This is a genomic window from Paraburkholderia sediminicola (assembly GCF_046027825.1).
Taxonomy (GTDB): domain Bacteria; phylum Pseudomonadota; class Gammaproteobacteria; order Burkholderiales; family Burkholderiaceae; genus Paraburkholderia; species Paraburkholderia sediminicola_D.
In genome coordinates, this window is the sequence record NZ_JAQQDU010000063.1 from 23,720 (window position 1) to 45,604 (window position 21,885).

Annotated in this window: 24 protein-coding genes and 2 tRNA genes; 12 read left to right on the forward strand and 14 right to left on the reverse strand. The window is 61.0% G+C overall.

Going from position 1 to position 21,885, the window contains the following annotated elements; genetic code table 11:
* From phoU to phoR, 3 genes are all read left to right on the forward strand, one after another.
* Window positions 1–705 (forward strand): phosphate signaling complex protein PhoU, encoded by a 705-nt coding sequence (gene phoU, locus PQQ96_RS28465; RefSeq protein WP_408298833.1) that lies wholly within the window; start codon window positions 1–3, stop codon window positions 703–705.
* Between the two features lie 26 nt (window positions 706–731).
* Window positions 732–1,433, forward strand: a complete 702-nt coding sequence (gene phoB, locus PQQ96_RS28470; protein ID WP_028199153.1) for a phosphate regulon transcriptional regulator PhoB — start codon at window positions 732–734, stop codon at window positions 1,431–1,433.
* 147 nt (window positions 1,434–1,580) lie between these two features.
* Window positions 1,581–2,894, forward strand: a complete 1,314-nt coding sequence (phoR, locus tag PQQ96_RS28475; protein WP_408298835.1) for a phosphate regulon sensor histidine kinase PhoR — start codon at window positions 1,581–1,583, stop codon at window positions 2,892–2,894.
* A gap of 106 nt (window positions 2,895–3,000) precedes the next feature.
* Here phoR and ppk1 read toward each other — a convergent pair whose 3' ends face one another.
* Window positions 3,001–5,064, reverse strand: a complete 2,064-nt coding sequence (gene ppk1 / locus PQQ96_RS28480) for a polyphosphate kinase 1 (RefSeq protein ID WP_408298837.1) — start codon at window positions 5,062–5,064, stop codon at window positions 3,001–3,003.
* Window positions 5,065–5,266: 202 nt separating this feature from the next.
* On the opposite strand from ppk1, the gene ppx reads away from it, so the two are divergent.
* Window positions 5,267–6,892 (forward strand): exopolyphosphatase, encoded by a 1,626-nt coding sequence (gene ppx, locus PQQ96_RS28485; RefSeq protein ID WP_408298839.1) that lies wholly within the window; start codon window positions 5,267–5,269, stop codon window positions 6,890–6,892.
* Window positions 6,893–6,988: 96 nt separating this feature from the next.
* On the opposite strand, the gene PQQ96_RS28490 is transcribed toward ppx, so the two are convergent.
* The 5 genes from PQQ96_RS28490 to PQQ96_RS28510 form a co-directional block, all read right to left on the reverse strand.
* Entirely contained in the window at window positions 6,989–7,801 is an 813-nt protein-coding gene (locus PQQ96_RS28490; RefSeq protein WP_408298841.1) for a GNAT family N-acetyltransferase, read from the reverse strand.
* A gap of 174 nt (window positions 7,802–7,975) precedes the next feature.
* Window positions 7,976–8,434: a SixA phosphatase family protein gene (locus PQQ96_RS28495; RefSeq protein ID WP_408298843.1), complete on the reverse strand. Its 459-nt coding sequence runs from the start codon at window positions 8,432–8,434 to the stop codon at window positions 7,976–7,978.
* 338 nt (window positions 8,435–8,772) lie between these two features.
* Window positions 8,773–8,849, reverse strand: a tRNA-Pro gene (locus PQQ96_RS28500).
* 94 nt (window positions 8,850–8,943) lie between these two features.
* Window positions 8,944–9,183, reverse strand: a complete 240-nt coding sequence (locus PQQ96_RS28505) for a hypothetical protein (RefSeq protein WP_408298844.1) — start codon at window positions 9,181–9,183, stop codon at window positions 8,944–8,946.
* A gap of 114 nt (window positions 9,184–9,297) precedes the next feature.
* Window positions 9,298–9,471, reverse strand: coding sequence for a hypothetical protein (locus tag PQQ96_RS28510; protein ID WP_172315757.1), 174 nt, complete (start codon window positions 9,469–9,471; stop codon window positions 9,298–9,300).
* Window positions 9,472–9,626: 155 nt separating this feature from the next.
* On the opposite strand from PQQ96_RS28510, the gene PQQ96_RS28515 reads away from it, so the two are divergent.
* Window positions 9,627–9,797, forward strand: a complete 171-nt coding sequence (locus PQQ96_RS28515; protein ID WP_408298846.1) for a hypothetical protein — start codon at window positions 9,627–9,629, stop codon at window positions 9,795–9,797.
* Window positions 9,798–9,885: 88 nt separating this feature from the next.
* On the opposite strand, the gene PQQ96_RS28520 is transcribed toward PQQ96_RS28515, so the two are convergent.
* Both PQQ96_RS28520 and PQQ96_RS28525 read right to left on the reverse strand, forming a co-directional pair.
* Complete coding sequence (locus tag PQQ96_RS28520) at window positions 9,886–11,208, reverse strand: MATE family efflux transporter (RefSeq protein WP_408298887.1); 1,323 nt, start codon at window positions 11,206–11,208, stop codon at window positions 9,886–9,888.
* Window positions 11,209–11,306: 98 nt separating this feature from the next.
* Entirely contained in the window at window positions 11,307–11,615 is a 309-nt protein-coding gene (locus tag PQQ96_RS28525) for a DUF2288 domain-containing protein (protein ID WP_408298848.1), read from the reverse strand.
* Window positions 11,616–11,723: 108 nt separating this feature from the next.
* Here PQQ96_RS28525 and PQQ96_RS28530 point away from each other — a divergent pair, with 108 nt between their 5' ends.
* Both PQQ96_RS28530 and PQQ96_RS28535 read left to right on the forward strand, forming a co-directional pair.
* Window positions 11,724–12,452 carry a pentapeptide repeat-containing protein gene (locus PQQ96_RS28530; protein ID WP_408298849.1) on the forward strand — a complete coding sequence of 243 codons (729 nt, stop codon included), beginning with the start codon at window positions 11,724–11,726 and terminating at the stop codon, window positions 12,450–12,452.
* Between the two features lie 674 nt (window positions 12,453–13,126).
* Window positions 13,127–13,294, forward strand: coding sequence for a hypothetical protein (locus tag PQQ96_RS28535; protein WP_408298851.1), 168 nt, complete (start codon window positions 13,127–13,129; stop codon window positions 13,292–13,294).
* 7 nt (window positions 13,295–13,301) lie between these two features.
* On the opposite strand, the gene PQQ96_RS28540 is transcribed toward PQQ96_RS28535, so the two are convergent.
* The 3 genes from PQQ96_RS28540 to PQQ96_RS28550 form a co-directional block, all read right to left on the reverse strand.
* Window positions 13,302–13,628 carry a hypothetical protein gene (locus PQQ96_RS28540; RefSeq protein ID WP_408298853.1) on the reverse strand — a complete coding sequence of 109 codons (327 nt, stop codon included), beginning with the start codon at window positions 13,626–13,628 and terminating at the stop codon, window positions 13,302–13,304.
* 164 nt (window positions 13,629–13,792) lie between these two features.
* Window positions 13,793–14,518: a peptidoglycan DD-metalloendopeptidase family protein gene (locus tag PQQ96_RS28545; RefSeq protein ID WP_408298855.1), complete on the reverse strand. Its 726-nt coding sequence runs from the start codon at window positions 14,516–14,518 to the stop codon at window positions 13,793–13,795.
* 195 nt (window positions 14,519–14,713) lie between these two features.
* Entirely contained in the window at window positions 14,714–15,622 is a 909-nt protein-coding gene (locus PQQ96_RS28550; RefSeq protein WP_408298857.1) for an aldose epimerase family protein, read from the reverse strand.
* Between the two features lie 580 nt (window positions 15,623–16,202).
* Between PQQ96_RS28550 and PQQ96_RS28555 the strand changes: the two genes are divergently transcribed.
* The gene (locus PQQ96_RS28555; RefSeq protein WP_408298859.1) at window positions 16,203–17,033 is read left to right on the forward strand and encodes an undecaprenyl-diphosphate phosphatase; all 831 of its coding nucleotides are present in this window, start codon (window positions 16,203–16,205) and stop codon (window positions 17,031–17,033) included.
* A gap of 308 nt (window positions 17,034–17,341) precedes the next feature.
* Window positions 17,342–17,418, forward strand: a tRNA-Arg gene (locus tag PQQ96_RS28560).
* An 84-nt stretch (window positions 17,419–17,502) separates the two neighbouring features.
* Here PQQ96_RS28560 and PQQ96_RS28565 read toward each other — a convergent pair.
* Window positions 17,503–17,808 carry a hypothetical protein gene (locus PQQ96_RS28565; RefSeq protein WP_408298860.1) on the reverse strand — a complete coding sequence of 102 codons (306 nt, stop codon included), beginning with the start codon at window positions 17,806–17,808 and terminating at the stop codon, window positions 17,503–17,505.
* A 132-nt stretch (window positions 17,809–17,940) separates the two neighbouring features.
* Here PQQ96_RS28565 and PQQ96_RS28570 point away from each other — a divergent pair, with 132 nt between their 5' ends.
* From PQQ96_RS28570 to PQQ96_RS28580, 3 genes are all read left to right on the forward strand, one after another.
* A complete protein-coding gene (locus PQQ96_RS28570) occupies window positions 17,941–18,633 on the forward strand; it encodes a M48 metallopeptidase family protein (RefSeq protein WP_408298862.1) in 693 nt (230 codons plus the stop codon).
* Between the two features lie 682 nt (window positions 18,634–19,315).
* Complete coding sequence (locus tag PQQ96_RS28575; RefSeq protein WP_408298864.1) at window positions 19,316–19,792, forward strand: hypothetical protein; 477 nt, start codon at window positions 19,316–19,318, stop codon at window positions 19,790–19,792.
* A 9-nt stretch (window positions 19,793–19,801) separates the two neighbouring features.
* A complete protein-coding gene (locus tag PQQ96_RS28580) occupies window positions 19,802–20,416 on the forward strand; it encodes an RES family NAD+ phosphorylase (RefSeq protein WP_408298865.1) in 615 nt (204 codons plus the stop codon).
* A gap of 510 nt (window positions 20,417–20,926) precedes the next feature.
* On the opposite strand, the gene PQQ96_RS28585 is transcribed toward PQQ96_RS28580, so the two are convergent.
* Together PQQ96_RS28585 and PQQ96_RS28590 are read right to left on the reverse strand one after the other, a co-directional pair.
* Window positions 20,927–21,217, reverse strand: coding sequence for a hypothetical protein (locus tag PQQ96_RS28585; protein WP_408298867.1), 291 nt, complete (start codon window positions 21,215–21,217; stop codon window positions 20,927–20,929).
* On the reverse strand, window positions 21,214–21,870 hold the full coding sequence (locus PQQ96_RS28590) for an MgtC/SapB family protein (protein WP_408298869.1): 657 nt from the start codon (window positions 21,868–21,870) through the stop codon (window positions 21,214–21,216). The genes PQQ96_RS28585 and PQQ96_RS28590 overlap by 4 nt, the downstream gene beginning before the upstream one ends.
* Window positions 21,871–21,885: the final 15 nt, after the last annotated feature.

Genomic DNA, 21,885 nt, shown 5'->3' on the forward strand with positions numbered 1-21,885 from the left:
ATGTCCGATAAGCATCTGTCCAGCCAGTTCGACGCCGACCTGAACCTCGTTTCTTCGAAGGTGCTCGAAATGGGCGGCCTGGTCGAATCGCAGATCGTCAACGCGATGATCGCGCTTAACAACTTCGACCTCGACGTCGCCGAGCAGGTGATCGCCGCCGAAGATCGCCTGAACAAGATGGAAGTCGAGATCGACGAAGAGTGCAGCAACATCATCGCGCGCCGTCAGCCGGCCGCGCGTGACTTGCGCCTCCTGATCGCGATTTCGAAGACCATCACGAATCTCGAGCGCGCCGGCGACGAAGCCGAAAAAATCGCCAAGCGCACCAAGCGTTTGATGGAAGACGGGGCCTCGCGCAGCATCAATATCGCCGAGATCAAATTGTCGGGCGAAATGGCGGTGTCGATTCTGCGCCGCGCGCTGGACGCATTTGCACGACTCGACACGGTCGCCGCCGCGCAGATCATGCGCGACGATAAAGCGATCGACGAGGAATTCCGCGCCTTCGTGCGCAAGCTGATTTCGTACATGACTGAAGATCCGCGTTCGATTTCGGTGGGTCTGGATTTCCTGTTCATCGCCAAGGCGATCGAACGGATTGGCGACCACGCGAAGAACATCGCCGAATTCATCATCTACATCGTCAAGGGCACCGACGTGCGGCACAAGTCGCGCGACGCGCTCGAACGCGAAGCACTCAGTTAATCCAGAGATAAGGACCAGAGGTGCCGATGCCCAGCAGCATTCTCGTCATTGAAGATGAGCCCGCCATTTCCGAATTGATTTCGGTCAATCTTCAACACGCCGGACACTGCCCGATTCGCGCGTACAACGCGGAGCAGGCGCAGAACCTGATCAGCGATGTATTGCCCGATCTCGTGCTGCTCGACTGGATGTTGCCGGGCAAATCGGGCATTGCGTTCGCTCGCGATCTGCGCAACAACGAGCGCACCAAGCATATTCCGATCATCATGCTGACCGCGCGTGGCGACGAACAGGATAAGGTGCTCGGTCTGGAAATCGGTGCTGACGACTACGTCACCAAACCGTTCTCGCCGAAAGAACTGATGGCGCGTATCAAGGCGGTGTTGCGCCGCCGCGCGCCGCAGCTCACCGAGGATCTGGTCGCGATCAACGGCCTGAAGCTCGACCCGGCAACACACCGGGTGGCCGCGCACGCCGAAGGCAGCGAGATCAAACTCGATCTCGGCCCGACCGAATTCCGTCTGCTGCACTTCTTCATGACGCACCCGGAGCGCGTGCACAGCCGCACGCAACTGCTCGATCAGGTGTGGGGCGATCACGTGTTCGTCGAAGAGCGCACGGTCGACGTGCACATCAAGCGTCTGCGCGCGGCACTCAAGCCGGCCGGCTGCGATGCTATGATTGAGACGGTACGCGGCAGCGGCTACCGGCTTGCGAAGAGTGCCTGACTTTTTGCGGTAGCGCGAGTGACGTTGCGAGTGGCGTTGTCCAAGCCACCACGCGCGTCATGGATGTCACGTACGCCACATCGGTTACGTCAGGCGCCGCGGTTTTCAGATCCCGGCGTGTACGGTTTTCTCTTCGATCGCTAGAACATGAACATCATCTGGGCGCGCTCCATCGTGTCGGTCGTGCTGCTGGCTGTTCTGTGCGTGGTGGTCGGCGCACTCGTGAACGTCAAGGCAGGGCTGATCCTCGCGATCGTCATGCTGGTCGCGCAGAGCCTCTTCAGCACCTTTCACAAACAACGTCTGTGGCATTTGCTCGACGCGCCAGTCTACGGCGAAGTGCCGAGCGCACCCGGCATCTGGGGCGAAATCTATTACCGTCTGCATAAGCTCGCGAAACGCTGGCATGCACAGGTGCGCCAGGTCGAGCAGCAGCATTCGCGTTTCATCCAGGCGATCCAGGCTTCACCCAACGGCGTGGCGATGCTCGACGATCACGATCAGATCGAGTGGTGCAACGCGATCTCCGAACTTCATTTCGGACTCGATGCGAAACGCGATCTGCGCCAGCACATCACGCATCTGGTGCGTCAGCCGGATTTCGTGCGCTATCTGAATTCACAGCGCTACGAAGAGATGCTGATCATGCGCGGCATGGGCGAAAAGCGCCAGAACGTGCTGTCCGTTCAGGTATTTCCATACGGCGAGAATCGCAAGCTGGTGCTCTCGCAGGACATCACCGAGCTGGAGCGCACCGATGCGATGCGGCGTGATTTCGTCGCCAATGTCTCGCATGAACTGAAGACGCCGCTGACGGTGCTCTCCGGTTTCCTCGAGACGATGCGAGAACTGCCGTTAAGCGAAGCCGAGCGTGCGCGCTACCTCGAACTGATGGAGCAGCAGGCTTCGCGCATGCGTCATATCGTCAACGACTTGCTGGTGCTCGCGAAGCTCGAAGGCGACAACAAGCCGCCGAGCGATCAGATGATCGACATGCGCGCTGTGCTACGGCATCTGAGGGACGACGCGGAAAACCTGTCGAGCGACCATCACAAGATCGTGTTCGATGCCGACGAAGGCCTCACTGTAACCGGCGTCGAGACGGAAATACTCAGTGCGTTGGGCAACCTCGTGACCAATGCGATCCGCTATACGCCGGACGGCGGTGCGATCAGGGTGAGTTGGCACGCGAGCGGTGGGAGCGCGACGTTTTCTGTTGTCGACAGTGGTCTTGGCATTCCGGCTGCGGACATTCCACGGCTCACCGAGCGCTTCTATCGCGTCGATCGCAGCCGCTCTCGCGATACCGGGGGGACGGGCCTCGGCCTCGCCATCGTCAAGCATGTGCTGCAACGGCACGATGCGCAACTCGACGTGAAGAGCGAAGAGGGCCGTGGCAGTACCTTTACCGTGCGCTTCCCGGTGTATCGCACGGCGCGTCGGCAACCGGCGCCGGCTTGAGAACGTCGGTCTGGAAAAAAGAAGCCCGCCTTGAATAAACAAGGCGGGCTTTTTTATGCGCACCGCCAGTTCAGCGGCGCGCAAACACGATCAGGCCATCACGAAGCTACGAACAGAATTTCCCCAGCAGGCTCATCTGCGCATTGCGCGAGGATTTGCCCGGCCGCCGGCGCCGATAGTGGCCGTCGCTTTGCATCAGCCACGCGGACTGGTTGTCGCCGAGAAACGCCGACAACCCTTCAGCAATCACGCGCCGCTTCAAGCGACGGTTGTTGATCGGAAACGCCACTTCCACACGCCGGAAGAAGTTACGGTCCATCCAGTCGGCGCTCGACAGATACACCTGTTCCTTGCCGCCGTCGTAGAAGTAGAAGATGCGGTGATGTTCGAGGAAGCGCCCGACAATCGAGCGCACCGTGATGTTCTCCGACAGGCCCGGCACGCCCGGTTGCAACGAACAGACGCCACGCACGATCAGATCGATCTTCACGCCCGCCTGTGAGGCCTCGTACAGCTCCGCAATCACAGTCGGTTCGAGCAGCGCGTTCATCTTCGCGACGATGCGTGCCTTCCTGCCTGCCCGCGCGTTATCAGCTTCCGCGCGAATCGCATCGACCAGTTTCGGATGCAGCGTGAACGGCGACTGCCACAACTCATGCAGCTTCAGTTCGCCGCCGATGCCGGTCAGTTGCTGGAACACGTGGTGCACGTCTTCGCAGATCTTCTGATCGGCGGTCATCAGGGCGAAGTCGGTATACAGACGTGCGGTGCGCGGGTGATAGTTGCCGGTGCCCAGATGCACGTAACGCTTGAGCGTGGTCTTGCCGCCTGAGGACACACGTCGCACGATCAGCATCATCTTCGCGTGGCACTTGTGGCCCACCACGCCGTACACGACGTGCGCGCCCACCGCTTCAAGCTGCGACGCCCAGTTGATGTTGGTTTCTTCGTCGAAGCGCGCCAGCAGTTCGACCACCACCGTCACTTCCTTGCCGTTGCGCGCCGCTTGCATCAGCGCGTCCATCAGCGGGGAATCGGTGCCGGTGCGATAGATGGTCTGCTTGATCGCCATCACGTTCGGGTCTTTCGCCGCCTGCAGCAGCAACTCGAGCACCGGTTGAAAGCTCTCGTACGGATGATGTAGCAGCACGTCGCCCTGATCGATCACGTCGAACATGCTTGCGCTGTTGGCGATCTGCGGCGGAATCGCAGGAATATGCGGCACGAATTTCAGGTCGGGCCGGTCCACCATCTCCGGCAACTGCATCAGCCGCACCAGATTGACGGGGCCGTCGGCGAAATAGCAATCTTTGGCGGTCAGGCCGCTTTCGTCGAGCAGGCGCCGCACGACATGTGCGGGCGTTTCCGCCGACACTTCGAGCCGCACCGCATTGCCCAGATGCCGTGCGGGCAGTTCGCCCTGCAGCGCGACACGCAGATTGGTGATTTCGTCTTCGTCGACAAATAGTTCGCTATTGCGCGTGATGCGAAACTGGTTACAGGTGCGCACCACCAGATTTGGAAACAGCTCGCCGACAAAGCGCTGCAGCAACGAGCTCAGCAGCACGAAACCATGCGGATAGCCCGACAGCGCCTGCGGCATGCGCACGAGGCGAGGCAGTGCACGCGGCGCCTGCACGATGCCCATCATCGCCTGGCGGCCGAACGCGTCCTTGCCTTCGAGTTCGACGACGAAGTTCAGGCTCTTGTTGAGCACGCGTGGAAACGGGTGGGCCGGATCGAGGCCGATCGGCGTGAGCACCGGGAGCAGTTCGTCGAAGAAGTACTTGCGCGCCCATTCGGTCTGCGCTTCGTTCCACGCTTCCGTGCCGTGAAAATAGATGCCTTCTGCTTCGAGCGCGGTGAGCACCGTGTCGTGCAGCATGGTGTACTGGCGATGCACGAGCCTCTGCGCCCGCTCGACCACGAGGTCATACACGTGCTGCAGCGACATACCGTCCGGGGACAGCGCGCCCGGATTGTCACGCATCTGTTCCTGCAGTCCGGCCATGCGGACTTCGAAGAATTCGTCAAGATTGCTACTGGTGATGCAGATGAAACGCAGGCGTTCGAGCAAAGGGACGGCTGGGTCGGCAGCTTGTGCCAACACACGCTCGTTGAAACCCAGAATGCCCAGCTCGCGATTCAATAAGGGGTAGCGGATGGACATCGGCAGCGAGAATGGAATTTCGGGAAGGGGCGGACAAAGACGCTCGGAAATTCTCACAGTATGATGACGTTGTTATGACAATCTTGAAGTTATAAATTCTACGCTGGATTCGTTGCGTGTCGTAATTATGACGCAGTGCATATGGGACCATGGCGCACACCCTTCACTGCGAGGTGACATCGTGAAGTCCGGTACGCTTAGAATGGCGTCTTTGAACAGCCCGGCTGGTCATAAGGCGCCCAAGGCACCGAGTGGACATCCGGCACCTTTTGCATCCAACGCCGCTGCGCATGCGCGCATGGAGTTCGCTTACTCGATGGTCAATACTCCACAACTCCTCGCTGCCGTCGACCTCGGCTCGAACAGCTTCCGGCTGATCGTGGGCCGGGTCGAGGAAACCGACGCGGGCAGTCAGATTTATCAGGTCGACGCGTTGCGTGAACCTGTGCGCCTTGCCGCCGGTCTGTCGCGCGACAAGATGCTCGATCGTGCCTCGCAGGTGCGAGGCTGGGACGCGCTCAAACGCTTTGGCGAGCGGCTGCGCGATTTTCATCCCGATCATGTGCGCGCCGTTGCCACCAACACGCTGCGTATCGCCAAGAACGCCGGCGAGTTTCTCGGTGAGGCGCAAGCCGCGCTCGGCTTCCCGATTGAGGTGATCGCCGGGCGTGAGGAGGCGCGTCTGATCTATGCAGGGGCAGCACACTCCGTGCCCGCGAGCGCGGGCAAGCGCCTCGTGGTGGATATCGGCGGTGGCTCGACAGAGTTCATCATCGGTTCGCACTACACCCCGATCAAGATGGAAAGCCTGTATATCGGCTGCGTGAGCCATAGCCGTGCGTTCTTCCCGGCAGGCAATGTCGACGAATACACGATGCGCCAGGCCGAACTCGCTGCGAGCCGTGAAATTCAGATCATTTCCGCCGAGTATAAGAAAACCGGCTGGGAGCAGGCCATTGGCTCATCCGGCACCGCACGGGCGCTTGCCGAACTGGTCGAGGCGAACGGCTTCAACGATCCGGGCGTGACGCACGGTATCTCGCGTGGCGGCCTCGAACGGCTCAAGCGCGCGCTGATCAAGGCGGAGAACGTCAATCGTCTGAAGCTGATCGCGTTGAAGAGCGATCGCGTTCCGGTGCTGGCCGGTGGTCTGTCGATCATGATCGCGGTGTTCGAAGAGCTCGGCGTGGATTACGTCGATACAACAGACGGCGCGTTGCGCCTCGGCGTTCTGTACGACCTGCTGGGCCGTTCGCAGCACGAGGATATGCGCACGGTGACGGCGGAAGGCTTCATGCGCCGCTATGGCGTGGACCGCGCGCAGGCCGGGCGTATTGGTGAACTCGCGATACGCTTTTACGACCAGTTCGCCGAGCCGGATGAGGAACGCCGCGTCGAGAACCGCATGTTCCTTAGCTGGGCTGCGGCCTTGCACGAAATCGGGCTGTCGATTTCCCATAGCGCCTATCACAAGCACTCGGCCTATATCGCCAGCAATGCCGACATGCCGGGGTTTTCGCGCACCGACCAGGCGCGGCTCGCCGCACTGGTGCTGGGTCACGCGGGGAAACTCGGCAAACTGTCGCAAACGCGCGAAGTGGAATGGCCGCTGTTGTTCTGTCTGCGGCTCGCGGCGCTGCTGTGCCGCCGGCGTGCCGATGTCGGCTTGCCGGGTATCGCGGTCGCGCAGGTCAACGGTGGGTATGAGGTGCGTCTGCCGAACGAGTGGGTGGCTAACAATCCGCTGACGGATTACAGCCTGACCCAGGAGGCTGCGGAGTGGGAGAAAGTTGGCATCCCATATCGTGTGGTTTACACGGACGATTGAGAAGCCTGCGTTGTCAATAAAAAAACCCGGCGGATGTGCCGGGTTTTTTTATGCCTATCGTCGACGGTTGAACTAGCCGGGTGGTGTGCTCCTGGCTCAGCGCGGCGACGCGTCACCGAGGAAGTGTCGCGCGTAACGCGCATTGATATCCGTCAGACGCAATAGCGTCAGAAAGTCCGCCGTGTTGAAGTCAGGGTCCCACGCCGGCGCGCCACAAATCTTCGCACCGAGACGCAGATAGCCCTTTACCAGCGGTGGCGGCGCGACCTCGGCGCCGGTTTGCAATTCTTCGACCGGCAGCGGCGTGTGCGGGAACGCGCGATATTCCGGCGCCGTCAGCGCGTTGTCGCGCAGCGAGCAGTAGAGATTCGCCGCGTAGTGGCCGCCGTCGACCATCGCGACGCTCGCGCATCCGAGCATCGTCTCGTAGCCGTTGTGCTTCATGTAGGCGGCAAGCCCTGCCCACAGCGACATGATCACCGAGCCGCTGCGATAGTCCGGGTGTACGCACGAGCGGCCCACTTCGACCATTTTCGCGCGCAGGTGCGTGAGACGCGACACGTCGAATTCGCTCTCGGCATACAGGCGGCCGATGCGGGCGGCCTGATGCGGCGGCAGTGCGCGATAGGTGCCGACCACCTTCAGCGTATCGAGATCACGCACCAGCAAATGATCGCAGTACGAATCGAACGAATCGACATCGAGGCCGGCCGGACCTGTCAGACGTGCACCCATTTCATCGGCGAATACGCGGTAGCGCAGACGCTGGGCCTCGCGCAGGTCCTCGTCGGTGCGCGCCCACGTGACTTGCAGGCGATGCTGGGCGGTGACCGTCTCTTCGGCGTGCGGCAGGCGACGCGTTTCGAAGATCGAAGCCAGGGGCAGGGTAGGCGTCGGCAGTTCTCGCATGTGGCGTCCTGGTCGAAAAAAGGGAGATTTCTTTTTTCGCCAATGTAGTAACGCCTGGTGACGCTCGCATGGCAATGCCATGACGATTGGATGACTGCCCGTAAGCTGCCTGCGCGCGGCTTGTAATGTCGGGCGTGACGCGTGCGAGTGTTGTATCCGCGCGACCGGCCCAGATCAGATCAGATCGGGGCTCATCGCCGCGCGCAGCACAGCCTGGTCGTCGCCGTTGCGTTCACGGCTTTCGATCCACCATAGGCCGGCTTTCTTCAGTGGCCAACTTGCTTCGCTGTTGCCGAGCAGGCGTGCCGCAACGTGGCCGAGCGTCGGTTGATGGCCGACGATCACGACGGTCGGGGCGATGCCTTTTGACCAGCCGGCGGCGTTGAGCACGTCGGTCGCGCTGGCGTTAGGCGCGAGTTCACGCACCACGCGATACTGGTCGCTCAAGGTTTCGGCGGTCTGGATCGTGCGTACCGCGGGACTCGCGAGGACCACTGCGTCGTCGGGCAGACGGGTGCGCAGCCACTTGGCGACGTTTTGCGCCTGTTTGCGGCCTCGCGTGGTGAGCGCGCGAGCGAGATCGTTGGCGGCGAAATCTTCGGCTTCGGCGTGACGCCAGAGGATCAGATTCATGCGTGTCTCCTTGACTCTGGTTGCGGCGTAGAGGGCAACGCCGGGTTTTCAATCACTGTCGCATGCGGGCGCGTGAGGCCGCAAGGCGTTGGCTCGGGCCGATCGTATAAGCGCGGGCGTATGCCGGCGTCTATCCCGGCGGATGGGTTGTCAGCAATGTCGAGGTGCAGGGTACCCAGCGCGCGTGCAACGCTCGTTAAGGCTGCATGTAATCCGCATGAACCTCATCAAACCCATCGGGCGATAAGCCCGGGTTCGCACAGGCCCATCAGCGCTTGACGCCCAGAAAGCAAAAACCCGCGAAGCCGAAGGCGACGCGGGTTTCGTATTGCTTTTCGTGGTCGGAGCGAAAGGATTCGAACCTTCGACCCTCTGATCCCAAATCAGATGCGCTACCAGGCTGCGCTACGCTCCGACGAATCCGAGATTCTACGTGGCATTGGGTGCCAGAGTCAACCACGAATTGCGTCGGGGTGAAAAAAGGTCGGCGGACAGGGGAAAGTGTCGCGTCAGTGCGCGCTCGCCGCGCGGGTTTGCGCGTCGGAGAGATTGAACCCGGCACGCCACAACAGCGCCGCGGCCTGCATCATCGCGCGGCGGTCGTCGGCGGCAAGATCCTCGCGGCGATCAAGGCAATCGGCCAGCGCGAGAATCGTGCCGTCGATGGTTAGCGCGTCGCCTTCGTGCAGCGCGACGTGCCGGATTTCCCAAACGATTTTCTCCAGGCGGCTTGCATCATTCCGACTCATGGCGGCGTATCCCTTGCGCTTCGTCATTGATGTTGTTCGAGTGTGCGAGCGCAGCGTATCAACCGTTTAATCGTTCGGAATGTGCGCAAGCGCACAAGCCGCGGGTTTATCCCCTCAATGCCGGCGACGCATCCAGTTCGGCATGTGCTGGTGTGTGACCCAGTGATGCAGCATGCCTTCGCCGTCGTGTTCGCGCCTATAGGTTCTCGATTCGAAAATCGACAGGGCGAGCAGCACGAGCAGACCTACGGCAAGTCCGATCAGACCTGCGATCGATTCAGCGTCCATGGCAGTCTCCTATGACACACAACTGTGCCTTTATATTAGCTCACGCGTCACAAAATGGCAGGCGGGAGACGGTCCGGGGCGGCGCCGTCGAATGCGAATTACAGGTAGACTCTCGGCGCTTCGTTGCCGATATTTTTATTCTGTCTTGAGAGTCTATGAACCGCGTTTTGTTGATTGCGTTGATGCTGGCTGCCGGACTCGCCGGCTGTGCCGACGATCCTTCCGGGCATCATGGCGGTCCGCCGCCGAAAGATCCCGCCGACTACCACGGGGTACCGACCGACGACCGTCCGCCCGTCATGGCGCCGACGCCGGCCTCGCCTTGAGGCGTAGTCCACCTGCGGCGATGCAAGCCGTGCACGCGCCCTGATACAAAAACAGACGGCGCATGCACGCCGGGTGCTGAGGCAGCGGCTAGGCGGCCACGCCTGCCGTGCCTGCCATGCCTCTCACGACACCTGGCAAATAGCGCGCGAGCGTGACGCCGCGCGCGGCCATGAAGATCAGCATTGCGGCCCACAAACCGTGATTGTCGTACAGCGCCAGCAAGGCCCATGAGGCCGCCACGAACACCGCGAACGACACCGCCATCGACATCATCAACTCGCGCGTGCGAGTCGCGCCGATGAACACGCCGTCGAGCAGAAAACCCCATACCGAGACTACCGGTAAGAGCGCGGCCCATGGCAGATAAGTCTCGGCCGTGGCGCGCACTGCGGGCTGATTGGTCAGACCTTCGATGATCCATGAGCCCGCGCCCCAGTACACCAGCGAGAAGCCCAGCGCGCCGAGTACGGACCATAGCGCCGTCACCTTGATGGCCTGCGTGAACGCGTGCCGGTCGCGCGCGCCGATCGCCGCGCCAACCAGCGCTTCGGCAGCGTGCGCGAAACCGTCGAGTCCATAAGCCATAAAGGTCTGGAAATTGAGCAGCAACGCGTTGGCGGCGAGCGTGGCGTCACCTTGCCTCGCGCCAAGATGCGCGAACCAGCCGAACGACGACAGCAGACAGAGCGTGCGCACGAAGATATCGCGATTCAGCACCACCAGCCGCTTGAGCGCGGTAGCGTCGAAGAGGGCGGCGCGCTTCAGCGCAGGCAAACCGCGCGGCCTGCCGTGCCACAACAACGCGGCGCCGAGCACGAAGCCGAGCGCGTCGGCCGTGGCGGTGGCCGCGCCAATGCCGGCCACGCCCCAATCGAATACGTACACATACAACAGCACCGCGGCGATGTTCACGCTGTTGATGAACACTTGCGAGAGCAGCGCGAGCCGCACCTTCTGCGTACCGAGCAGCCAGCCCAGCACCACATAATTGCCGAGCGCGAGCGGCGCGGCCCAGATGCGTGCGTGGCAGTAGATTTGCGCGTGGCGCTGCACCGCGTCGCTGCCGCCGATCGCGCGCAATGCGTAGCCGATCAGCGGCACTTGCAGCAGAAGCACCGCTGCGCCAATCACTGCCGCGAGCAACAGCGCGCGTACGACGTTGTTGCGCAACTCGGCGTGATCCCCCGCGCCGTGCGCTTGCGCGACGAGGCCCGTGGTGCCCATGCGCAGGAAACCGAAGCCCCAGAACACGAAATTGAAGAACAGGCCGCCGAGCGCCACGCCACCGAGATAGGACGCACCGTCCAGATGGCCGGCGACGGCGGTGTCGACCGCACCGAGAATCGGCTGGGTGAGATTGGCGAGGACGATGGGAAACGCCAGCGTCAGCACCCGGCGGTGCCAGCGCACAGGGACGGCGGGCGCCGTCGCGGCCGCGCTGTCCGCCGATCCCCCAAGGGGACTACCTTCGGGGCTGGGGCCTTCCTTCGGGGCGTGCGCGCTGCCGCTCAACTGCGTTCCTGCACGCACACCCACGGCGAGACGACCACCGCCCACAGATCCGGATCGCGCGCGGCGAAATCGGCGGCGGTTTCCGCCTGCACGCGCTCGACGAGGCCGGACGACAGCCATTGCGTGACCTGGGTGGTGTCGTCGCTGGCGATGGCTTCGGCGACGCTCACCAGATCGATGTCGCGCGCAACGCGCAGCAACATGCCGCGCGCGAAAAAGCGTTCGAGTTCGGTCCAGCCGATTTTGGCGGTTTCGGCGAGCAGCTTGGCGTACAGCGGGCTATGAGTGGCGTCGTTGGAAGTCATCGTGAGCGGGTTCAGACGGGGCCGTTACTATAAACCATCGGCGCGGACCGCCAGGGCGGCGCGCGTTCCGGTACGCTTAGGGTTTCTCGAAATTGATTCTGAACCTTCATGTCACTGGATTCAACGGCGCCGGCTTCGGGCGCACACGCTCACGTGGTGAGCGACGCTACACTCACGCGCTCCGACGTGGAGCGCCTCATTGCTGCGAGCTTGGCGGGGAATAAAGAGCCGCTCCATTTCACCGACTGCGATTTCGAAGGCGCCGATCTGTCGCGACTCGATCTGCGCGGTGCGGAGTTTCATCGCTGCACGATCGTCGAGGCGTCGTTTTTTGGCGCGACGCTGTCGCACACCCGCTGGGTCCGTTGCCGGGGCCGCCAGGCGGATTTCGCGTCCGCTGATCTGGTCGACGCGGCGTTCCAGTCGAGCGATCTGAACAATACGAGTTGGCGGCGCGCCAAGCTGGCCTCAGCGTCGTTTCACAGTTGCAAGCTGACTGGCGCCAATTTCGAAGCGTGCACGGCGCTGGGCTTGAGCTTCGTCGAAACCTTGCTGGTGGGCGCGCATTTGCGCGGCCTGTCGTTTCGCAAGGCCACGTTACAGCAACTCGACTTCTCCGACGCCGATCTGGCCGGGGTCGATTTTCGCGAAGCGATCTTCGATGGCGGTAGTCTGAAGGATGCCCATCTGAAGGGCGCGCGGTTCGATGGCGCGGACCTTCGCGAGGCCGATCTGAGTGGTGTACGCCTCGTCGAGGCGGCGCTTTTCAAAGGCGCGACGATTTCGCATCAGCAGGCGGCGGTGCTGGTGACCGAACTGGGTTTGCGCGTCATGTGATCGCGGTTTTAGCTGGCCGATTTTTGGCCATTCGGCCAGCTTGAACGAATGGATGCGTGGGCATATCATCGTATTGTTCGATTAATTAATGGCGCCGGTTTTCAACTTTTCAATTTGTCGGTGGATTTGAAGATTTTTAATGTATTCGCCATTCGCGAATTTGTTGTGAAGAAATGCGATTGCTTATTTGCGCCGCCTAATATTCGCTAATACATCAGTATGGTGCGTTGGCGCACTAAAGCTTCGCATTGCGTAAAGCGTCCGGATCATACTGGGCGCGGCTAGCGGAAATCGGCCAAAGGGCTTTTGTCAGGCTTTTCCGGCGTTGTGCAGGCAGATGATTGATTCATAAGGCCTTGCGAACAGTTCACGGATTCTGATTCGCCGTTTGTATGGCGTTTCATGCGGGATAGATAAGGGTAGTGACCTCGCTTATTTCCGACATTTTCCCTTCACGTAATGCGGACTCCGTGCGTCGCGTCACATTGCTCACGCAATTAATCGATTGCGCTTGTAAAAGCGGGTTGTTAGATTCCGTTCTGGCGCATGGTGAACCGGTCCTTTGCCGATATGCGCCGAACCCCCGTTAGCCCGGCCTCGAGCCGGGCTTTTTTTTCGCCCGGTCATTGCCGATTCAATCTGGCGTCATTGCGGATTCACACGCGTCGCGGATCATGAAAGATTACCTTTTCCTTTCGCTGATCGTGACCTGGCTGATCATTTTTCTTGGCATCTGGCCGATTGCGCTCGGCGTGCTGTTCGCGTTCGCTGCACACATCGATCCGCGCTCCGGACGCTGGCGGCGTCGCCAGGCCAGGAGCCGCCGCGTCTCGTGTCGCTGAGTTGTATTTACTGCTTGCAGTGAACCACCATCGACCGGTTTTTCACGTTTGCGCCGAAAATCCCCGCGACCGTGCCGCCCGACGTGGCGCCGTTGTCGACGTCTTTCGAAACGACGTCGTAGCCATAGTTGCCGCAGACTTCGCCCGCGCGCTTGTAGCACTCGGCCCAGCTTGAGCTCGCGTCGCTGCCGCTGCAGTTGATCGCAAAGCCTGTATCGCCGCTCGGCAGGTAGGTCATCGTGGTGGTGCTCGAGCAGCCGCCGAGGCTGCCGAGCGTAAGCAGGCCGAGGCCGATCGCCGCAGCCATCGCGACGGACGCCAATGCGCTCTTCATTGCAGATTCCTTACAGATAACGGGGGGAGACGTGGCACGAAGCCACGTCATGCATAGGATTGAGCGTTTTATAGTACGCGCGGTTCCCTCGACTGTGGTTGCAGGGCGCGTGCCTGATGTCGCGGAGCGGGGGGAGCCGGCCCAACCGGCACCCAACAAACCGGCTAGCGAGGCGGTAACGACCGCGACGGGTCGATGGAGCGGCCCTGATAGCGCAGTTCGAAGTGCAGCATGACGCGGTCGGTATCGGTGTCGCCCATTTCGGCGATCTTCTCGCCGCGGGTGACTGACTGACCTTCCTTCACCAGCAGCACGCGGTTGTGCGCGTAGGCGGTCAGGTACTCGGCATTGTGCTTGATGATCAGCAGGTTGCCGTAGCCACGCAAGCCGTTGCCGGCATAGACCACCGTGCCCGGCGCTGCAGCGATCACCGGCGTGCCCGCCGCCGCCGAAATATCGATGCCCTTCGAATTGGCGCCGTCAAAGCGCCGGATCACCGTGCCGTCGGCCGGCCATACCAGTGAGATCGACGAAGCCGGCGCCGACGTCGGTGCGTTGTCGGCCGGTGCCGGGCGCGGCGCGGAAGAAGCGCTTGCGCTGCCTGCACCGCTGCTGCGGATCGCTCCGCTTGTGGACGCTGTCGCGGCACCATTACCCGGCGGCGTGACGCGCAGCACCTGTCCGACCTCGATGCTGTCCGGGTTGGTCAGGTTGTTCCAGCGCACGATGCTTTGCACCGATTGCCGGTTGCTGCGTGCGATCTTCGACAGCGTGTCGCCCCGTTCGACGCGGTAAAAGCCTGGCCCCACCGGAGCGGACCCGCAGGCGGCGAGCACCGCCAGCGACGACGCGCAGGCGAGCCGTTTCATCATTCTTCTTGTGTTACGCATTGGACCTCGCAAAGCGCTGCCGCGCGCCGATCCCGATCACGCGGCAGGTGGATGCAAAGCGTCCGATTCTAACGGTTTTGCGCTGCAGCATCCGAAAAACGGACGCAGAGGATGGCACACACGGCCGGGAACGCGGCGAAACGCCGCGTAATCCTTCACCTCGCCCTCGCCTTGTATTGCCTGGACAACCTGAAATTAGCGCAGCGTGCTGACACTGATGCGCAGTGCGGCCGTCTCGCTTTGTCCCGGTTCCAGCCAGCGCAGTCCCATGCCGTTGTGGATCGCGTCCGGCAGCCCCAGCCATGGCTCGACGCAGTAGAAGTCCGAGTTCGCGGCCTCGGTCCATGTCGTTACCGCGTACCAGGGCACCGAGTCCGGCCGCTGCAGATCGATCGTGATGAGCCGGTTAAGGCCGGGCGCGGCGAGGCGCACCGGTTGGTCCGGCACACCAACGAGGCAATGGAAGCGGTCGAGAATACGCGCCTCGTCGAGCGTGTAGCGCGCTGCGCCCGGCTCGGCCGCGCTGATCGAGCCATCCTCTTGCTGATAGCACCGTTCGGTGCGCGGCAGTTCGAGCGAGGTCTCGGCGCGCTGCGTGTGCGGCAGCGTGAAATAGAAGTGATGACCGGCGTAGTAGGGCAGCCGCGTATCGCCCGTATTGGTGGTGCTCAGCGTGACTTCTAGCGTATGCGTATCGACGAGCCGGTAGACCGCTTCGAAACGGAAGCCGAACGGATAGCCGCCGCGTGTTGCCTCGCTGTCGGTGAGGGTCATGCGCAAGCCGGCGCCGTGCACGTCGGCGTGGGCTTCGAAGGGCAGGTCGCGTGCAAAACCATGCATCGGCAATTCGCGCACCGTGCCTTGTGCATCACGCCAGAAGCCGATCTTGCCGTCGACGCGATGCCGGCCGAGAAACGGAAACAGCAGCGGGTTGCCGCCGCGAATCCTGGCGGGTTGGCTCCAGTCGGCGTTCTCGGGCCAATGGATCACCTCTTCGCCGTCGATGATCCACGAAAGAAGACGGCCGCCGGCTTGCGGCGCGAAACGGAGCACAGAGGCGTCCTGGGCGATCTCGAGAATGTCCTGTTGCGGGGAGAGGGGCATGGTCGATGGGCTGGTTGAGAGAGTTTGAACGGGCCGCATGGCGGCTCGCGAGAGAACGATTTTGCGCTGCTTTACGCTACGGGGAAACCCTTCTCGGGAAATTGCGGGTGTCGCTAAAGCCCGATCCTTGCCGATAATCCCCTGACTGCCCGGTAATTTCGACGACCGGGCGAGACTGGATCAGGAGGTGTTATGGATCTCGCAATGGCCATGGGTGTCGCGCTGTTCGGCATGTTCGCAGCAAGCACCGTCTACTTCTTCTACAAGCTCGAGCGCTGATCCCACCGTCTGCTTCACCCTCTGCTGGGCAGCCGTCAACGCGGGCCTGGCATGAGCCTCGCGCGTCCCGCGCATTGAATTTCGCATGATGGCAGCGCGGTCTCCGACGGCGCCCCGTATCCTTTTCTGCGGCGTAACAACGGTTTCCAGTTGTGACGCAGCGCATCAATATTTCCCCGAATGCGGTTCAAACGCTTGGCGCTGACTTTGCAGCCAGGCATAATCGGTGCGCTTTTGACGCGCCGTCTATTTTCTATTGCGGCGCGCTGTTTTCCGACATTTTCCTTACAAGGGCCGCCGCGTGAACCTGTCGTTTCTAATTTTTCTGAGCGTGCTGCAAGGCGTCACCGAACTGTTCCCGGTCAGCAGCCTCGGCCATACGCTGCTCGTGCCCGCACTGTTCGGTATGCATATCGACAAGCATGCGCCGCAGTTGCTGCCGTTCCTCGTCGCGTTGCACCTTGGTACGGCGTTCGCGCTGCTATGGTACTTCCGCAAGCGTTGGTGCGAACTGGTGCGAGGTTTCTTCGCTTCGTTCGGCGGCCGTCGCAACGATGACGCGCACATGATGTGGGCGCTTATCATCGGCACGATTCCGGCGGGCCTCGTCGGGTTGATCCTTGAGAAACGCCTCGAACGGCTGTTTCACGATCTGCGCATCGTTGCAATCGCGTTGATCGTGAACGGCGTGCTGCTGTGGTTCGGCGATCGCCTGCAACGTTCGCGCACGCATCTGGCGCCGGAGAAACTGACTTTCCGCCAGGCGTTTTTCGTCGGCCTCGCGCAGATCGGCGCGTTGATTCCCGGTTTCTCGCGCAGCGGTCTGACGATGATCGCCGGTAATGCGGCCGGTCTGACGACCGAGAAGGCCGCTGAGTTCTCGTTCCTGCTCGGCACGCCGATCATCCTGGCGGCCGGCGTGCTCGAATTGCCGAAACTGTTCCATGCACCAGGCCAGCTCGCCGATGCACTGCTCGGCGGCGTGCTGACCGCCATCGCTGCGTATCTCAGCGTGCGTTTTCTGATGCGCTATTTTGAAGGCCGCGGACGTCTGGCTTCGTTCGGCGTGTACTGCGTGATCGCGGGGATCGTATTCCTCGGCTGGTTCATGTTGCATCCGCAGCCGGTCTGATTGTGTTCGACACGCCCGCTACTGCGTGGTGAGTGGCGGCGGGCAACTCGCAGGTAAGAAGCGATCGGTTATAATCCGGGCCCGGCTCAACTCGCCGGGCCCGTTTGTTTTGTGATGCGGCGAGGTGACTGCCCGTCAGGGGTGCCGCGCACTGGATCAGATTTCCAGTCCCCGGCCCGGTCAGTTAGAATTTCGGTATCCCACGAACCCTGTGGCAGTGATATTGCACAGGTTCCAATGCCCGACAAGGGTTCTCATTGCGGGCGATGCACGTTGTACACGTTCGTGTAGCATCGCCTCACGTCATTACGGCAGTAGCTCAGCTGGATAGAGCATCGGCCTTCTAAGCCGAGGGTGGGGGGTTCGAGTCCCTCCTGCCGTACCAATAAAATCAAGCACTTAGCTTGGTCATCGTGACCGGGATTTTTCCTTTATGGAGTCCGTGTAGGCGCGGTGTAGGCATTTTCGGTCAACGCGCTCGTAGCTGACTCGCGCGCACTTCGCCAAACGTCACCACAACGTTTGGCGCGATATCGACGCAATGCGCGCTAGCGAGCACGCAGAAATCCGCGAACACCATTGGCTTAATTTTGACCAGACGGTCGAAACCCGCGCCAATCCCAGTGGCGCACGCAGTGCAGTTGGCGTTCATACCCGCTTCGCGCAGCCTGAGCTGGCTGATTTGAACGGGCTTCAATCTCGATGTGAACGGAATTGTGACGGTCCACGCCAGCGCCACTCCGTCGCTCGATGAAAGAATTCTTTTCTCCAGCATACCCCCTCCGAGGGGGCTAGCCGATTGCAGGGGCGGGGTGGTTTCCATGGTGGCCCATAGATTTTCCGGCAAAAAAACCCATAGTTACAGTTGAGATAGTTACAAATGTTGATATCGGGCACCCGGCGCTAATTGGCGCACAGGGTAATCTCGGACGAACTCCATTCAATCCTTTGCCGAAGGCGGATACGGTGGCCTCGGAGTTCCCGGCTTTACTTTCACTCGAAAACGATTCTACTGCCGGCACGTATCGCCGAGTACGTCGTCGTACATGAAATGGCCCATCTTCACGAACGTCATCACACGCTGGAGTTCTGGCGCCGCGTCGAGCGGGCAATGCCCGATTTTGAGCGTCGATGCGCCTGGCTTGTGAACGTGGCGTCGAGATCGAGGGAGTTTAACCAGCCACTAAGGAGAGTTACTTCCGGCCCGGCCCGATATACTAGTCGGGGAACATGCGGCCGCGCCGAGTATCCGTGGCGCCGTTCGGACCCGGCTGATCCACGGATGGAGATCGGTATGAAAAATCCGCTACCTGAAGTCGACCCATCCACGTGGCGCTTCATGCGCAACATATATCGGCGTATCTATCACGAGAAATCTCTGACAGATTGGCTCAGCAGCATGCGACTTGCGCACGCAGTGCTACACGACGAGGACATGCGGGTGGACCGTTTGCTGGCGCAGTGCATTGCAATTCTTGAATACACTGTTATCGCGCGCGCAGGTCATCTTCCTAGTGAGATATTGGGCCCCTCGGACGACAAAGATCCTAGCGAACGTAACGAGAGACGGCAGGCGCACGAAAGCGACACTAACGACTAGCGTTGTCTAACTATTCTCGCGAGGCGAACTCTGCGGCGTTGGCAATGTGGCCGACGAGCATTTTTCGCCAAAGGAAATGCTAAGCGAGGTCACCCTGGTCGAAGGAGCGTTCAGGGTCTGTTTCTGCCGACCGCGTCGGACAGCAGTCGGCCAAGAAGAGACAATCGGCAAGGCGAGTCAGATCGCTGGCAAAGTGCGCAGATCACGCTACGATTTCCGATTGGCAGTCCGTGGCATATGGTAGTCGGCGCAAAGCATCATGGACCGGCCTGCCCAACGGGAGCGCGGCATCGGCGCGCTAGGCGAGCGCTTGGGCTGCTGGAGACTGGTCCGGCTTGAGAAACTCGGTTTTCCCCATGCACAGGCGGGCAAACGATGTGCACGCTGAGGACACGCCCAGACCCAGCAGATTCAGATAGTTTTCTGCCGGCTCGGGACGGGAAAAATGCCACCGGTCGGTCTGCATGAGCGTTGATGGGCGGTCGTTCGCGGGGCGTGATCAGGGAGACAGTCGGCGCGAGTGGACAGTAGCGTCAGCCTGTCAAACTATATCAGCGCGTCCGGTATATATTAAAACTGGTGATACAACTACCGCTCACGGTCCGGTTCCGTGTCCTGCCGGACGCACGGAGCCGCATCGCGGAGCGTAAAATCCTAGAATGCATTCCTGCTGGAGATGAGGATGGTTAACCAGGGCAAACGTGACGACGGCGCGCTGTCGGCTACAGCAAGCATGGGCTCGTCGGCCTCGGCGACCCTAAACCTAGACGAATACGAGGCTCGGGCGCTGCCTTGGCGCCGCCAGCTTGTGCGCACTGGCGAGCTTCTGCCTGTTCTGGAACTGCTGGAGCTTCTGCGCGATGCCCATCCCAGGGAAAGTCTTCCGGACGTGGCTTCGTTGTGTGCGGTTGAGGTCGACGGGGAAAATTATTTGCCTGCCTTCTACGCCCGGTCGTCAGCCAGGCTTCGCAGTCTGCTGGACGTCACGCGGAGACTCTCTCCGAGGAGCGGTTGGAGCGCTTTCTATTTCTTCACGCTTCCCAATGCCGCACTTGGCGGGATTTCCCCGCTTGAAGCCTTGGAAAAGAGCGACGCCCGGGACGACATCCGGTTGCGATGGAAGGTCGAAGCGCTGGCGGCCGACCAGCCCAGCCGATAGGGGCGACCAGTGGCCCGACCGCCGATCCCTTTTCTCCGACCCTCTCCTGCAGATGTAGCGCAACTTCACGGCCAACCCCTCCGGACCGAGGCCATTCCGTCTCAGTCGTTATTTCGAATATCGGCTTACAACTCCGGAGAGCCTCACTTTGGCCGTCGAGGTACGAACCGTTTCGACGCTCCAGACCATAGCTATGGCACCTGTTATCTCGCGTTTACGCTGCAATGTGCATTTGCTGAGTCCGTGCTGCACAACGCGATGGCAGTGGCTGGTGAGTTCAAGGTCCCGAGACAGGACCTGGACCCACAGCACGTCCACACATTTTTAAACGCGCCCCTCACTGTTGTGCCGTTCTACGGCCCACCACTTCGCCTCCTCAACCTCGACGGACGTATTAACACCTGTATACCTTACGACATCCCACAGGCCTGGTCGCAAGCCATTCATGACCATCCGCAGATGGTTGACGGAATCCGGTATATCTCTCGTAATGACAACGGAGCACACGCTGTGGTTCTCTTCGAGAGGGCTGAACCCATGCTTTTTAAGGCTACGAGCACCCCGTTTGCGTTGGTTCCGGGAAGCTCTAACGTGATAACCGCATTCAACGTCGTCCCGGCGTAGCCATGTGCGTGTGAAATTAGTCGCCGTTCAACAGTGGCAAAAGCCGCACGAATCATCGAGATGCATGTAGAAGCCCCTTGGTTTTGTTCGCCAAAGCCACGGGCCGCCATCGAACTCGAAGTGATCCTCGACGACCTGCAGCTCGCTGCCAGTGTGCTCCGAAGCGGTATCCAGTTGCGACGGTTTGATGGCGAATCACGCGGCGCCCACGGCTGTGATCGATCTATTTGTCGACAAGGCAGCCCGCAGTTCGACGCCACAATGAAAAACCGGAAGCGGTACAAAAGGATACCTACCTTTGAATGGTCGCTTCAGAGAAGCGCCATTGTCCCTTGTGGGCCGACTTCTGCCGGATGCAGAACGATCAATGGCGACAACGTCGCAGGTTTGGGGTCGGCCGTGATGGGACTGTGGCTCGCGCGAACCGAATGTCTCAAAGCTGGACTCCCACGGACATTGTTATGCCGCCGGTTCTCACCGATAGCTCGCGCCGTTAGCGCCCGGCCGCTGCTAATGACTCTCGTGACTAAAAAGATCATCGACGATTCGCCGTGCTGCGCTGTAACCGCCCATCAAGGCCTCCGCTTCCGTCGCAAACGGGCGACCACCTGCCTCACCGAAGCGCGGTGGTGAAAACACTGCTACAGCGGTGCCTGCCTGGAAAATTCTGACTATCGCCACGTAGCCTACGCGCGCAGCAGCATTGCCACCCACCGGCCAGCTAAAGTCAGATTCGATGGCCACCACAAGGGTGTAACCGTGATATTCGTAAGTACGCGTCATGGCCTGCTCAGCTTTCATTCGCCATTGCGGCGCTCGCGAACTCCGGGCATTGCGGCGAGCCGCATACAAATCGTGGCGAATTCGCTATCCCTCGCACGCGACAGCCCGATCTGCACGCTATCGAGCTCAGGATCGTCTTCCGATTGCTGGACAATGAACTGCTTGACCCGAACACTTCCCGCCCCCAGGGCGGTATGAACACTGTCGAGCGATACGCTGCCACGTTCGGCCAGCAGATGTATGCTGCGCTCCTGTTTGACCGCAATGAAGCGACGTTCCAGTGGCTTCACCCCGGCGAGAATGATCAGCATAATGGCTGTCGCGCCAATGGCTGCGGTGTACATGCCGCCACCGACTGCGAGACCGACTCCTGCGACCGACCAGAGGCTGGCGGCGGTCGTCAAACCGCGCACGATCTCTCCTCGCATCAGGATCGCCCCTGCTCCCAGGAAACCGATGCCGGACACTACTTGGGCGGCCATCCGGGAAGGATCGAGCACAACGCTCTTCTCGCCCAGCACATCGGCAAATCCGAACGCGGAGACGAGCATGATTAACGACGAGCCAACGCATACAAGCATGTGCGTCCGCAAGCCTGCCGCCCAGTTCAATCTTTCGCGCTCAAAGCCGATCACACTCCCAAGGAGCGCAGCCAGGCCGAGGCGCGACAAAAGCTCGATATTCCC

Excerpts from the sequence above, each read along its gene's own strand:
- phoU (WP_408298833.1), top strand. The coding sequence starts at position 1 with ATGTCCGATAAGCATCTGTCCAGCCAGTTCGACGCCGACCTGAACCTC.
- PQQ96_RS28550 (WP_408298857.1), bottom strand. The coding sequence starts at position 15,622 with ATGCCCCTCTCCCCGCAACAGGACATTCTCGAGATCGCCCAGGACGCC.
- PQQ96_RS28515 (WP_408298846.1), top strand. The coding sequence starts at position 9,627 with ATGAACCGCGTTTTGTTGATTGCGTTGATGCTGGCTGCCGGACTCGCC.
- PQQ96_RS28540 (WP_408298853.1), bottom strand. The coding sequence starts at position 13,628 with ATGAAGAGCGCATTGGCGTCCGTCGCGATGGCTGCGGCGATCGGCCTC.
- ppx (WP_408298839.1), top strand. The coding sequence starts at position 5,267 with ATGGCGTCTTTGAACAGCCCGGCTGGTCATAAGGCGCCCAAGGCACCG.
- PQQ96_RS28565 (WP_408298860.1), bottom strand. The coding sequence starts at position 17,808 with ATGCTGGAGAAAAGAATTCTTTCATCGAGCGACGGAGTGGCGCTGGCG.
- PQQ96_RS28575 (WP_408298864.1), top strand. The coding sequence starts at position 19,316 with ATGGTTAACCAGGGCAAACGTGACGACGGCGCGCTGTCGGCTACAGCA.
- PQQ96_RS28545 (WP_408298855.1), bottom strand. The coding sequence starts at position 14,518 with ATGCGTAACACAAGAAGAATGATGAAACGGCTCGCCTGCGCGTCGTCG.
- PQQ96_RS28495 (WP_408298843.1), bottom strand. The coding sequence starts at position 8,434 with ATGAATCTGATCCTCTGGCGTCACGCCGAAGCCGAAGATTTCGCCGCC.
- PQQ96_RS28490 (WP_408298841.1), bottom strand. The coding sequence starts at position 7,801 with ATGCGAGAACTGCCGACGCCTACCCTGCCCCTGGCTTCGATCTTCGAA.
- PQQ96_RS28505 (WP_408298844.1), bottom strand. The coding sequence starts at position 9,183 with ATGAGTCGGAATGATGCAAGCCGCCTGGAGAAAATCGTTTGGGAAATC.
- PQQ96_RS28530 (WP_408298849.1), top strand. The coding sequence starts at position 11,724 with ATGTCACTGGATTCAACGGCGCCGGCTTCGGGCGCACACGCTCACGTG.
- ppk1 (WP_408298837.1), bottom strand. The coding sequence starts at position 5,064 with ATGTCCATCCGCTACCCCTTATTGAATCGCGAGCTGGGCATTCTGGGT.
- phoR (WP_408298835.1), top strand. The coding sequence starts at position 1,581 with ATGAACATCATCTGGGCGCGCTCCATCGTGTCGGTCGTGCTGCTGGCT.
- PQQ96_RS28525 (WP_408298848.1), bottom strand. The coding sequence starts at position 11,615 with ATGACTTCCAACGACGCCACTCATAGCCCGCTGTACGCCAAGCTGCTC.
- PQQ96_RS28510 (WP_172315757.1), bottom strand. The coding sequence starts at position 9,471 with ATGGACGCTGAATCGATCGCAGGTCTGATCGGACTTGCCGTAGGTCTG.
- PQQ96_RS28585 (WP_408298867.1), bottom strand. The coding sequence starts at position 21,217 with ATGAAAGCTGAGCAGGCCATGACGCGTACTTACGAATATCACGGTTAC.
- PQQ96_RS28535 (WP_408298851.1), top strand. The coding sequence starts at position 13,127 with ATGAAAGATTACCTTTTCCTTTCGCTGATCGTGACCTGGCTGATCATT.
- phoB (WP_028199153.1), top strand. The coding sequence starts at position 732 with ATGCCCAGCAGCATTCTCGTCATTGAAGATGAGCCCGCCATTTCCGAA.